Annotated in this window: 13 protein-coding genes and 1 other RNA gene; 7 read left to right on the top strand and 7 right to left on the bottom strand. The window is 65.0% G+C overall.

The features are described 5' to 3' along the window. Window positions 1-232: 232 nt before the first annotated feature. From ACQR1D_RS21140 to ACQR1D_RS21110, 7 genes are all read right to left on the bottom strand, one after another. Window positions 233-745 (bottom strand): dihydrofolate reductase, encoded by a 513-nt coding sequence (locus ACQR1D_RS21140; RefSeq protein WP_434839282.1) that lies wholly within the window; start codon window positions 743-745, stop codon window positions 233-235. Then, window positions 742-1227, bottom strand: a complete 486-nt coding sequence (locus tag ACQR1D_RS21135) for a GNAT family N-acetyltransferase (RefSeq protein WP_315805552.1) — start codon at window positions 1225-1227, stop codon at window positions 742-744. The genes ACQR1D_RS21140 and ACQR1D_RS21135 overlap by 4 nt, the downstream gene beginning before the upstream one ends. Before the next feature lie 3 nt (window positions 1228-1230). Beyond that, window positions 1231-2025 (bottom strand): thymidylate synthase, encoded by a 795-nt coding sequence (locus ACQR1D_RS21130; RefSeq protein WP_434839283.1) that lies wholly within the window; start codon window positions 2023-2025, stop codon window positions 1231-1233. Between the two features lie 269 nt (window positions 2026-2294). Beyond that, entirely contained in the window at window positions 2295-3809 is a 1515-nt protein-coding gene (locus ACQR1D_RS21125; RefSeq protein ID WP_315805550.1) for a tripartite tricarboxylate transporter permease, read from the bottom strand. 7 nt (window positions 3810-3816) lie between these two features. Next, entirely contained in the window at window positions 3817-4596 is a 780-nt protein-coding gene (locus ACQR1D_RS21120) for a tripartite tricarboxylate transporter TctB family protein (protein WP_315805549.1), read from the bottom strand. A gap of 96 nt (window positions 4597-4692) precedes the next feature. Then, window positions 4693-5226, bottom strand: coding sequence for a chromate transporter (locus tag ACQR1D_RS21115; protein ID WP_315805596.1), 534 nt, complete (start codon window positions 5224-5226; stop codon window positions 4693-4695). Beyond that, the gene (locus ACQR1D_RS21110) at window positions 5223-5819 is read right to left on the bottom strand and encodes a chromate transporter (protein ID WP_315805595.1); all 597 of its coding nucleotides are present in this window, start codon (window positions 5817-5819) and stop codon (window positions 5223-5225) included. The genes ACQR1D_RS21115 and ACQR1D_RS21110 overlap by 4 nt, the downstream gene beginning before the upstream one ends. Window positions 5820-5913: 94 nt before the next feature. Here ACQR1D_RS21110 and ssrA point away from each other — a divergent pair. The 7 genes from ssrA (at window position 5914) to feoB (ending at window position 11573) form a co-directional block, all read left to right on the top strand. Then, window positions 5914-6268: a transfer-messenger RNA gene (ssrA, locus tag ACQR1D_RS21105) on the top strand. A 261-nt stretch (window positions 6269-6529) separates the two neighbouring features. After that, window positions 6530-7060, top strand: coding sequence for an SspB family protein (locus ACQR1D_RS21100; RefSeq protein WP_315805548.1), 531 nt, complete (start codon window positions 6530-6532; stop codon window positions 7058-7060). Between the two features lie 96 nt (window positions 7061-7156). Continuing rightward, a complete protein-coding gene (gene fumC / locus ACQR1D_RS21095) occupies window positions 7157-8581 on the top strand; it encodes a class II fumarate hydratase (protein WP_434839284.1) in 1425 nt (474 codons plus the stop codon). Window positions 8582-8819: 238 nt separating this feature from the next. Next, window positions 8820-9005, top strand: coding sequence for a DUF4169 family protein (locus ACQR1D_RS21090; RefSeq protein ID WP_315805546.1), 186 nt, complete (start codon window positions 8820-8822; stop codon window positions 9003-9005). Then, window positions 9005-9292, top strand: coding sequence for a ribbon-helix-helix domain-containing protein (locus ACQR1D_RS21085; protein WP_315713371.1), 288 nt, complete (start codon window positions 9005-9007; stop codon window positions 9290-9292). The genes ACQR1D_RS21090 and ACQR1D_RS21085 overlap by 1 nt, the downstream gene beginning before the upstream one ends. Before the next feature lie 107 nt (window positions 9293-9399). Then, entirely contained in the window at window positions 9400-9675 is a 276-nt protein-coding gene (locus ACQR1D_RS21080) for a FeoA family protein (protein ID WP_315713372.1), read from the top strand. Window positions 9676-9695: 20 nt separating this feature from the next. After that, on the top strand, window positions 9696-11573 hold the full coding sequence (gene feoB, locus ACQR1D_RS21075) for a ferrous iron transporter B (protein ID WP_434839285.1): 1878 nt from the start codon (window positions 9696-9698) through the stop codon (window positions 11571-11573). Window positions 11574-11580: the final 7 nt, after the last annotated feature.

Genomic DNA, 11580 nt, shown 5'->3' with positions numbered 1-11580 from the left:
AGGCTGAGTGTACACCAACGCCGGCCCCGACGGTCGCCGGGTTATAAGGGACGGCCCCGCCCCTTACAACGTAGCGCTCCAGCTAAGCCCGAACCGGGTTTTGTCAATGTAAACAGGGCCGGAAGCGCCGGTTTGCCGCGGCCTCAGCTCCGCCACACGGCCAAACTGCGCGACTTCATCATTAACGGATGGTCTTGGACGGGCGGTCGCACAGATCCCACCGGCGAAACGCTCACCGCCGCCGGCGATAGGTGACGTAGGAGAATTCGGCCTGATCGTCAGGCCCCGAGGCATGGCGCTGCCGCGCCACCTCCTCCCATCGGGCCGGGTCGATCGCCGGAAACACGGTATCGCCAGGCGGGCTCGCATGCACCTCGGTGATCTCCAGCCGGTCGGCGATCGGCATCGTTGCAACAAAGAGCTCGGTGCCTCCGATGACCGCGATCTCCGCGGCTGAACGCCGCAGCGCATCACCACGCGCGATGACGAGCGCTTCATCGACGGTATGGGTCACGATCGCGCCATCAGCGCGAAACTCGGCATTGCGGGTGACGACGATGTTGGTGCGGCCCGGCAGCGGCCGGCGCGGAAACGAGATGAAGGTCTTGCGGCCCATCACGATCGGGCGCCCCATGGTCATCGCCTTGAAGCGCTGCATGTCGCTCTTCTGCCGCCACGGGATCGCACCGGCGGCGCCGATGATGCCGTTGTCGGCGACTGCGACGATCAGCACGATCTCGATCACGGCGCCCTCTCCGCCAGCTGAGCCAGAGCCTCGCCGGTCACCTTGCACAGCGTCCACTCGTCCATGAGCTCGGCGCCGAGCGATTTGTAGAAAGTGATGGAAGGAGCATTCCAGTCGAGCACCGACCATTGCAGCCGCGCCCAGCCCTTTTCGATGCAGGTGCGCGCGAGATGGCCGAGCAAGGCCTGGCCGATGCCGTTGCGGCGAAACGCCGGCCGCACGAACAGGTCTTCGAGATAGATCCCTGGCTTGCCGGCAAACGTCGAGAAGTTGACGAACCAGACCGCGAAGCCCGCCACCGCGCCGTTCCATTCGGCGAGATCGCAGAACAGCGTCGGATGCTCGCAGAACAGCGCGGCGGCGATGTCAGCCTCGCTCGCGCCGACCTCGTGCGAGAGCTTCTCGTAGTCGGCGAGCTCCCGGATCAGCGCGAATACGCTTCCGATGTCGTCAGGCCCGGCGCTACGGATCGAAACCGGCATGCGTCAGACCGCGACCTCGGCCTTGATATGCGGATGCGGATCGTAGCCGGCGAGCGCGAAGTCCTCGTAGTGGAAGCCGAAGATGTCCTTGACGTCCGGATTGAGCGTCATGGTCGGCAGCGGACGGGGCGCACGGGTGAGCTGCAGGCGGGCCTGCTCGATGTGATTGGAATAGAGATGCACGTCGCCGAAGGAGTGCACGAATTCACCGGGCTTCAAATCCGTCACCTGCGCCACCATCATCGTCAGCAGCGCATAGGATGCGATGTTGAAGGGCACGCCGAGAAAGACGTCGGCCGAGCGCTGGTAGAGCTGGCACGACAATTTGCCGTTCACGACATAGAACTGGAACAGGCAGTGGCACGGCGGCAGCGCCATCTTTTCGACGTCGGCCGGGTTCCAGGCCGTCACGATCAGCCGGCGCGAATCCGGATTGCGCCTGATCATGTCGATCACGCCTCCGATCTGGTCGATATGGCCGCCGTCCGGCGTCGGCCACGAGCGCCACTGATAGCCGTAGACGGGGCCGAGATCGCCATTGGCATCGGCCCACTCGTCCCAGATCGTCACGCCGTGATCGTGCAGATATTTGATGTTCGTGTCGCCCTTGAGGAACCACAAGAGCTCATGCACGATCGCCTTCAGCGGCAGCCGCTTGGTGGTCACCAGCGGAAAGCCGGCCGCAAGGTTGAAGCGCATCTGGTGGCCGAACACCGACAGCGTGCCGGTGCCGGTGCGGTCGTGCTTCTCGGCGCCGTCGGACAGGATGCGTTCGAGCAGGTCGTGATACTGGTGCATGGTGCGCGCTGGCGGCCTTTCGCGGAAGGCGGCGAATGTAACGGCAGGGATCGCCCGGCCCTAGCCTCGACTCGGCCCGGTCGCCAATTATACCCCGAAAAATGTCGGCCGCAGCCGCAATTGACAAGGGCGGGACCGCACGTTCCGCCCTCCTCCCGATCCATGGCTGTTCCGTACCAGCTCGCCGGCTTGAGGACCGCGGACCATTTGACGATCTCGCCCTTGACCAGGGTCCCGAGCGCCTCCGGCGTCCGGTCCGCCGACGCTGGTCAGCCTTCGCTTTCCACGAAGACCTCATCGCGCTTGCGGCGCAGCGTCGGCAGCACCGCCAGCACGAGCAGCCCCGCCGCGATCGCGAGCAGCACGGCCGACAGCGGCCGCGTTAGGAACACCGACCAGTCGCCGCGCGAGATCAGCAGCGCCCGGCGCAGGTTCTCCTCCATCAGCGGGCCCAGCACCATGCCGAGCAGCAGCGGCGCCGGCTCGAAATCATGCTTGATCAGCCAGTAGCCGACGAGGCCGAACGCGCCCGCCAGGACCACGTCGACCGGCGCGTTGTTCACCGAATAGATGCCGATCGCGCAGAAGATCACGATTGACGGGAACATCAGCCGGTATGGCACGCGCAAGAGCCGCACCCAGATGCCGACCAGCGGCAGGTTGATGATGATCAGCATGAGATTGCCGATCCACATCGAGGCGATCATGCCCCAGACCAGATCAGGCTGCTTCTGCATCACCTGGGGGCCCGGCACGATGCCGTGGATGGTCATCGCGCCGACCATCAGCGCCATCACCGCATTCGGCGGAATGCCGAGCGTCAGCAGCGGAATGAAGGAGGTCTGCGCCGCCGCGTTGTTGGCGCTCTCCGGCGCCGCGACGCCCTCGATCGCACCGCGACCGAACCGCGACGGATCTCGCGCGAGTTTCTTCTCCAGCGTATAGGCCGCGAACGAGGCGATCACCGCACCTCCGCCCGGCAGGATGCCGAGGATCGAACCGAGCAGCGTGCCGCGCAGGATCGCCGGCGTGGAGTCTTTCAGATCCTTCCTGGTCGGCATCAGGCCGGTGATCTTCTTCTGCACGAGGTCGCGGTCCATCTCCGCGCCGGCATCGAGATTGCGGATGATCTCGGCGAAGCCGAACACGCCCATCGCGACGGTGGCGAAGCCGAGGCCGTCGGCGAGTTCGGGAATGTTGAAGGCCATGCGCGACACACCGGTCTCGATGTCCGAGCCGACCATCGACAGCAGCAGGCCGAGCACGATCATCGCGATCGCCTTCAGCACCGAGCCCTTCGCCAGCACGACCGCGAAGATCAGGCCCAGCACCATCAGCGAGAAATACTCGGCCGGGCCGAACGCCAGCGCGAGCTTGGTCAACGGCGCGCCGAGGATCGCAATCAGCACGGTGGCAACGCAGCCGGCGAAGAACGAGCCGATCGCGGCGATCGCCAGCGCCGGACCGGCACGGCCCTGCTTCGCCATCTGGAAGCCGTCGAGCGCGGTCACCACCGACGTCGCCTCGCCGGGAATGTTGACCAGGATCGACGTGGTCGAGCCGCCATACTGCGCGCCGTAATAGATACCGGCCAGCATGATCAGCGCGCCGACCGGCGGCAGGCCGAAGGTGATCGGCAGCAACATCGCCACCGTGGCGATGGTCCCGATGCCCGGGAGAACCCCGACCAGCGTGCCGACCAGCGCGCCGATCAGGCACATCAGCAGATTGATTGGCGACAACGCGACGACGAAACCGTGGGCGAGATTTGCAAACAGATCCATCACGCCCTCACTGCAAAAGGAAACGCGGCAACAGCGGCATCGGCAACCCCAGCACGTAGGGGAACAGCAGCGCGCAGCCGCCGGTCAGGCAGATGCCGACGATCAGGGCCTCGCGCCAGCGCGTCTCCGGGCTGCCGATCGCCGCGATCAGGAAGCTTGCAAGCCCCGTGATCAAGAGTCCGAGCGGGCGAATGGAGACGGCGAAGGTCAGGATCGCGAGCGAGACGAACAGCGGTCCGCGCCAGTGATAGGTCGCAAGCTGCGCGCCTTCACTCACGACGCCGATCACGGCCACGGCGGCTCCGAGCCCTAGCAGCAGCAGACCGAACATCCGCGGCGCAGTTCCGGCACCGAACGAGAAGCCGCGCATGCCTTGCAGGTCGCTGGAGGCCCACAACGCGAACAGCGCGATCGCCATCAGCACGACGCCGCCGAAATAGTCCTGCGCCGCGCGCGGACGGACCATGAATGTGAACACTGCGACCGCGATCAGCGGATAGGTGTAGATGAGAGCCAGCAGAACATCGGAAGACAGCGAGGTCTTGCCGCTTGCGGCATATTGCTGCGCCAGGCTCGGGATCGCCATCGACAAGGCCGACGCATGGGCCGCAATGACCTGTAGCGGACCGCGTCCGGATAGTGGACCGACAAGACCGGCCAAGGCAATCAGCAGCTCGATGATCTGTGGCGCGAAGGCAAGGACCAGAATGATCGATGCGGCGGTCACGCTGCGGGCGGCCGGCATGCCCGCCGTTTCGCCCGACAATTGGCCCGTGGTCTCGGCCATGCCTCGCCCTCCCCGATCGGCCTTGATGGCCGGCACTGTTTTCGTTCGGCGGCCCGGAGCAAACCGGTCGCGCTTCTGTTTTGCTAGCGGCTTTCCCTAGAGAAGGCCAGCGAAACCAAGGCAGCCGCCTGCGGCGAGCAGCCAGAGCGGATTGAGTCGCGTCATAGATGCAACGAGTGCGGCAAGGACCGTCAGCGCGAACGCCCGCCACGTCTGGTCGGAAGCCTGACCGAGAATCCATGCGCTCGCCGCCATCAAGCCGATCGACAACGGCACCAGCGCCGCCTGCAGCATGGCGGGCCAGCGCGCATCCCGCGCATTCGAGAGCCAACGGCTGACGAAATAGGAGAGCACGGCAGTGGGACCGCACATCGCGATCGTCGCGACCGCCGCACCTGCCACGCCTGCGACCGAATAGCCGATCAGGGTGACGATCAGAACGTTGGGCCCGGGCGACAATTGCGACAGTGCGAACAGGTCGGCGAACTGTTTGTCTGTCATCCAGTGCCGGGCCTCGACTGCAACACGTTGCAGTTCGGGAATCGCCGCCACGGCGCCGCCAACCGCAAACAGCGAGATCAACGCAAAGGTCCAGAACAGCTGGAACAACGGATTGTCGTCCCCGCTCATCGTGCCCACCGCGTCTTGGCATAGGTGACGGCAAGGCTGAGCGGCACGGCCACCAGCAGAACCTCCTGAAGCGGCAGGCGCGCCAGCCCGATCGCCACGAACACGCCAGCGACGACGACAACGCCCGCCACGTCGCTCTTCTTGAGGAGCGGCGAGATCATGCGAAACACCACCGACGCCAGCAGGCCAACGGCCACGCAGGACACGCCTGCAAGCGCCCGTCGCCACGTGTCGGCTTGTCCAAAATGACCGTAAATGGCGCCGAGAGAGGTGATCAGCAGCATCGGGGGTCCGAGCAGGCCGGCAAACGCAGCGATTCCGCCGGCGACACCGCGCAATCGCGCGCCGAACACCACGGAGAAATTCACGATGTTCGGTCCGGGCAGGAAATGACAGAGCGCGAAGGTCGCGTTGAACTCCTCCGCCGTCATCCAGCGATGCTCGTCGACGATCGCACGCCGCGCGAACACCAGCACGCCGCCGAAGCCCGACAGCGACATTTTCGCGAATGCGAAGAAGAGCGTGCGGAGGCTGGGCGGGTGTCTGGCGATGTCGGCCGCGGGAGAGGCAACCTGCGCAACTTCGGGAGGCATGCCGCACTGTAGGAGGACGAAAACCAGGCTGCCAAGGTCGAACCAGAGGTTCCCGGCAGCCGCCCACATTTTTGTCGCGCGCCGCGGCGTTTCGGCCCTGTGCATCCGCCGGCCGGCGGCCTATATAGGGGAGGCCGGCTTGCCGGCTATGGAAATAAATCGCCGTCGAAATAAACCATTCGGACCCGGGGGCGGTACCCGGCGCCTCCACCAAAACCCACCGACAGATGGGTTTTGGCGGGGGCGAAATAGGATCGACGAGGGCGTAAAGGGCGAGCTTTTTCCCGGTATTGTTCCGCCGTTATCGGGCTACTGCAATAGTTGCCAACGACAACTTTGCTCCGGTTGCTCAGGCTGCGTAACGCAGTTTGAAAGACCACCTTAAAGTCCTAACGGGTTAAGCTCCGTTAGGCGGGGTTCGGAGGCACCTGGCAACAGAAGCCTCCACTTTCACCTGCCTCCACGTTAACCGGTTTCCTTCCACGGGCTGTGCCGTCCCCAGTTTTTTGGCGCGGCACCCGTTCATTCCGCCGTTGACCGGACTTCCGCCAGCTTCTACCCGTTCCCATATCTGGCGATCGACCGGCATGGCTGCTGACCTCGGCGCCGATGCCGGGTACGATGTGACTGACGCGAGTCGGGAATGCTGCTGCCTGCCGGGCGCGGCGGCTCGACACGTCGGGCGCAGCCCTCACGACACAGGACCGATCATGGCGACGGATCATATTCGATACGATGTGCTGGCGCGCGACGCGTTGCGCGGGGTGCTGCGCCGGGTGCTGACCGACGCTGCCGCCCACGGGCTCCCGGGCGAGCACCATTTCTTCATCACGTTCATCTCCAAGGCCGAGGGCGTCAAGCTGTCGCCGCGGCTGCTCGCGCAATATCCGGAGGAGATGACGATCATCCTGCAACACCAGTTCTGGGATCTGGTGGTTTCGGAGGACCGGTTCGAGGTCGGCCTGTCGTTCGGCGGCATCCCTGAGCGCCTCGTGGTGCCGTTCCACGCGATCAAGAGCTTCTTCGATCCGTCCGTGCAATTCGGACTGCAGTTCGAGCCGTCGGAGGCGATTGCCGAGACGCCGGCCGCGCCGAAGCTGCCGGCCGCACCGACGCCATCGGCCATCGCCGGGCCGCTGCCTGCGACGCCGGCCGAGACCAGCGACGACAAGCCGCTCCCGCCGACCTCGCCGGGGGAAGGCGCCGAGGTCGTGCGCCTGGACCGTTTCCGCAAGAAATAGGCCCATTCGCCGCGCGCGGAACGGCGGTTGGACCACTAGATTGAAGCATGCTTGAACCGGTCGACGCCGGTTCACCATCAATCATGGGCATGCTTCATGGCACATTCAGCTGATTCATCATCGCACGGATCGACGCGCACGGAGACCGACAGCTTCGGCCCGATCGAGGTCGCCGCCGACCGCTATTGGGGCGCGCAGACCGAGCGCAGCCGGCAGAATTTCCGCATCGGCCACGACCGCATGCCGATCGGCATCGTGCGCGCGCTCGCGCTGGTGAAGTTGGCCGCGGCCCAGGCCAACCGCGAGCTCGGCCTGCTCGAGCCACGCATGGCGGACGCCATCGTCCAGGCGGCGCAGGAGGTCATCGACGGCAAGCTCGACGACCATTTCCCGCTGGTCGTTTGGCAGACCGGCTCGGGCACCCAGAGCAACATGAACCTCAACGAGGTGATCGCCAATCGCGCCAGCGAGCTGCTCGGCGGCGAGCGCGGCACCAAGAAGCCCGTTCATCCGAACGACCACGTCAACATGAGCCAGTCGTCCAACGACTCGTTCCCCACCGCGATGCACATCGCCGCGGCGCGCGCGATCTCGGGCCATCTGGTGCCGGCGCTGTCGGAGCTGCTGGCGGCGCTGCGTGCCAAGCAGGACGCGTTCGCGGACATCGTCAAGATCGGCCGCACCCACACCCAGGACGCCACGCCGCTCACGCTCGGCCAGGAGTTCTCCGGCTACGCCACGCAGGTCGAGAACGCGATCGCACGAATCGAGATCGCGGCGCGGGATCTGTTGCCGCTGGCGCAGGGCGGCACCGCCGTGGGCACTGGCCTGAACGCGGATCCGAAGTTCGCGAAGCTGTTCGCCAAGCATGTTGCCGACGCCACCGGCCTGCCCTTCACCAGTGCCGCCAACAAATTCGAGGCGCTTGCGTCCAACGACGCCTATGTTTACGCCCATGGCGCGCTCAATGCGGCGGCCACCGGCCTGTTCAAGATCGCCAACGACATCCGCTTCCTCGGATCAGGCCCCCGCTCCGGATTGGGAGAACTGATCCTGCCGGAGAACGAGCCGGGCTCCTCGATCATGCCGGGCAAGGTGAACCCGACGCAATGCGAAGCGCTCACGATGGTGTGCTGCCAGGTGTTCGGCAATCACACGGCGATCACCATGGCCGGCAGCCAGGGTCATTTCGAACTGAACGTCTACAAGCCATTGCTCTCACATTGCATGATGCAGTCCATACAATTACTAGGTGATTCAGCACGTTCATTCAGCGAACATTGCGTGACCGGAATCCAGGCCGACACTGCTCGCATTCGCGAGCTGATGGAGCGCTCGCTGATGCTGGTGACGGCGCTTGCGCCGAAGATCGGCTACGACAACGCCGCCAAAGTCGCGAAATCAGCGCATCAGCGCGGCACCACGCTGAAACAGGAAGCTTTGCGGCTCGGTCTCGTCTCCGAAGAGGAATTCGACCGCCTCGTTCAACCCGAGAGGATGACGAGGCCGGGGCGAGCCTAGCGGTAGTCCCGTAGTACTACGGGGGGTGATGCAATTCTCGCTGTTAACCCCTAAAGGATACTCTCGACTACAAGTTCTGCTGCGTTTGGTGAGTAAACAAATCCAGCTCGCAACGACGCGAATGGCCATCGAACTATCAGGGAGCGATGACGTGATTGTCTGGAGAACGCCTGAGCTCATCCGCGCAATGCGCATGCTCTCGTCGTGATGTTCGATGCCTTAGATGATTGGAGCAAGCATGGGTGACATCATCAACTTGAAGCGTTTCAGAAAGCGCGTGGAGCGCGATCAGGCAGCAAAGGTCGCCGAAGGCAACCGCGCTCGCTTCGGCAGGACGAAGTCCGAACGCGCAACTGACGCCCAACGCGACAAGCGCGCGAACGAATTACTCGATCAACATCGTATCAATGGCGAGGACGCGTGATGAAGTCGCCCGTCGTAAAACGTTCTATCGTGGTCGCAGGTCACAAGACCAGCGTCAGCCTCGAAGAGGCCTTCTGGAACGGCATGAAGGAGATTTCGGGTCTCCGTAACATGACCCTGTCCGAACTGGTCGGGGAGATCGACAACAATCGCCAGCAGGGCAACCTGTCGTCGGCGATCCGGCTGTTCGTGCTCGACCACTTCAAGAGCCGCGCCGCAGCGTCTTCAGGCCTCGAGCCGAAGGCGGCGGTGGACACCCGGCACACGGCAGCCGCTGCCGCTCCTTGAGGCAGATCAGACGGCGGCCCGCCCGGTCTGTTTAAAATCGCTCTAAGATGCCGCGGCATTTAACATGCCGCGCTTGACCTCTTGGCACGCGATTGAAAATACAGGCTATGAGCGAAATCTGCGATACACGGCCGCCTCAGCCGCTCGGTCTCGCCCGGCGGGGCTATACCGGAACGATCCAGCATCTGGCGGCGGGCGGCGCGAGCTCGTCCCTGCCGGACGTCGAATTGGAGAGCCGGCTGATCGAACTGGGCTTCGTCGAGGGCGCCCGGGTCGAAATCCTGCATGAGGGGATCGTCGGGCGCGACCCGATCGCCGTGCGTGTCGACAACATCACCGTCGCGGTCCGCCGGCGCGAGGCCATGGCCGTCATCGTGGCATAGGCCGCGCGGAAAGCGTCGTCATGGAAAGCCCTCTGCTGCATCTGGCCCTGGTGGGTACGCCCAACAGCGGCAAGACCTCGCTGTTCAACGCGCTCACGGGAAGCCGCCAGAAGGTCGCGAACTATCCCGGGGTCACGGTGGAGCGCAAAGAGGGCGCCTTCGTCACCCCGCAGGGCCGCCAGGTCTCGCTGGTCGACCTGCCCGGCACGTATTCCTTGCGCGGTCGCAGCCCTGACGAGGAAATCACCAGGGATTTCGTGCTGGGACGTGCCACCGGCGAGGTCCTGCCCGATCTGGTGTTGTGCGTTGCCGACTCCACCAACCTCAGGTTGACGATCCGGCTGCTGCTCGAGCTCAAGAGCACCGGCCGGCCACTGGCGCTCGTGCTCAACATGTTCGACATCGCCAAGCGGCGCGGCGTGACGGTCGACGTCCCCGCGCTGTCGCAGGCGCTGGGCGTGCCGGTGGTGACGTCGATCGCCGTGCGCAAGGGCGGCACCGACGACCTGCTTCGGCTGACCGACGAGCTCCTGGCCCAGGCGGCCGCGGCCACCGGAGAGCGCGCCAATACCTGGCGTCCTCTCACGGTCCCGGAGCTGCGCGCCACCCAGCGCGAGGCCGACCGTATCATCGCGGAGACGGTCAGCCTGCCCGAGCGGCCCGATACCTGGACCGCCCGGATCGATGCCATTGCGCTGCATCCGGTCGGCGGCCTGCTGATCCTGCTGGCGATCCTGTTCGTGATGTTTCAGGGGGTGTTCGCCTGGGCCCAGCCGCTGATGCAGGTGCTGTCGGCGGCCTTCGATGCGCTCGGCCAGCTCGTTCACGACGAGCTTCCCGAAGGCCTGCTGCAGAGCTTCCTGCAGAACGGGGTGATCTCCGGCGTCGGCAGCGTCATCGTCTTCCTGCCGCAGATCATCATCATCTTCCTGTTCATCCTGCTTTTGGAAGATTTCGGCTATATGGCGCGCGCAGCGTTCCTGATGGACCGCATCATGGGCGGCGCCGGGCTGCATGGCCGCGCCTTCATTCCGTTGCTATCGAGCTTTGCCTGCGCCATCCCCGGCATCATGGCGACGCGCGTGATCGACAACCGGCGCGACCGGCTCACCACGATCCTGATCGCGCCGCTGATGACCTGCTCGGCGCGGATCCCGGTCTATACGCTGATCATTTCGGCCTTCATCCCGCCTACCAAGGTGTGGGGCCTGGTCAACCTGCAGGGCCTGGTAATGTTCGGGCTCTACGCCGCCGGCATCATCAGCGCGCTGCTGGTGTCGTTCCTGGTGAAATTCTTCCTGATGCGCGACTACCAGCCGGCGCCGTTCATGCTGGAGCTGCCGGACTACAAGATGCCGCGGTTGCGCAGCATCGCGATCGGCGTCTACACCCGCGCCAAGATGTTCCTGCAGCGCGCCGGCACCACGATCTTCGCGATGATGGTGCTGATCTGGTTCCTGGCGTCGTTCCCGCAACCGCCGGAAGGCGCGACCGAGCCGGCGATCAACTACAGCCTTGCGGCGATGATCGGCCAGGCGATCGCCCCCCTGCTCTCGCCGGTCGGCTTCAACTGGCAGATCGCGGTGGCGCTGGTGCCCGGCATGGCCGCCCGCGAGGTCGCAGTCGCCGCGCTCGGCACCGTCTATGCGATCGAAGGCGGCAAGGAGGCGGCCGAGCAGATCGGCCAGGTGCTGGCCAGCAAATGGAGCCTCGCCACGGCGCTGGCGCTGCTCGCCTGGTACATCTTCGCCCCGCAATGCGCCTCGACGCTCGCCGTCATCCGCCGAGAAACCGGCAGCTGGCGCTGGATGGCCGTGACGTTCTTCTACATGTTCGCGCTCGCCTATGCGGCGGCGTTCGCGACCTACCACATCGCGGTCGCGATGGGCGCGGGCTGAGCCCACG

This window comes from Bradyrhizobium sp. HKCCYLRH2047, from assembly GCF_051168175.1.
Taxonomy (GTDB): Bacteria; Pseudomonadota; Alphaproteobacteria; order Rhizobiales; family Xanthobacteraceae; genus Bradyrhizobium.
This window is presented reverse-complemented; position numbering and strand designations above follow the sequence as displayed.

Coding starts and splice junctions, on each gene's coding strand:
- ACQR1D_RS21090 (WP_315805546.1), top strand. CDS start 8,820: ATGGGTGACATCATCAACTTGAAGCGTTTCAGAAAGCGCGTGGAGCGC.
- feoB (WP_434839285.1), top strand. CDS start 9,696: ATGGAAAGCCCTCTGCTGCATCTGGCCCTGGTGGGTACGCCCAACAGC.
- ACQR1D_RS21130 (WP_434839283.1), bottom strand. CDS start 2,025: ATGCACCAGTATCACGACCTGCTCGAACGCATCCTGTCCGACGGCGCC.
- ACQR1D_RS21115 (WP_315805596.1), bottom strand. CDS start 5,226: ATGAGCGGGGACGACAATCCGTTGTTCCAGCTGTTCTGGACCTTTGCG.
- ACQR1D_RS21085 (WP_315713371.1), top strand. CDS start 9,005: ATGAAGTCGCCCGTCGTAAAACGTTCTATCGTGGTCGCAGGTCACAAG.
- ACQR1D_RS21125 (WP_315805550.1), bottom strand. CDS start 3,809: ATGGATCTGTTTGCAAATCTCGCCCACGGTTTCGTCGTCGCGTTGTCG.
- ACQR1D_RS21100 (WP_315805548.1), top strand. CDS start 6,530: ATGGCGACGGATCATATTCGATACGATGTGCTGGCGCGCGACGCGTTG.
- ACQR1D_RS21120 (WP_315805549.1), bottom strand. CDS start 4,596: ATGGCCGAGACCACGGGCCAATTGTCGGGCGAAACGGCGGGCATGCCG.
- ACQR1D_RS21110 (WP_315805595.1), bottom strand. CDS start 5,819: ATGCCTCCCGAAGTTGCGCAGGTTGCCTCTCCCGCGGCCGACATCGCC.
- ACQR1D_RS21080 (WP_315713372.1), top strand. CDS start 9,400: ATGAGCGAAATCTGCGATACACGGCCGCCTCAGCCGCTCGGTCTCGCC.
- fumC (WP_434839284.1), top strand. CDS start 7,157: ATGGCACATTCAGCTGATTCATCATCGCACGGATCGACGCGCACGGAG.
- ACQR1D_RS21135 (WP_315805552.1), bottom strand. CDS start 1,227: ATGCCGGTTTCGATCCGTAGCGCCGGGCCTGACGACATCGGAAGCGTA.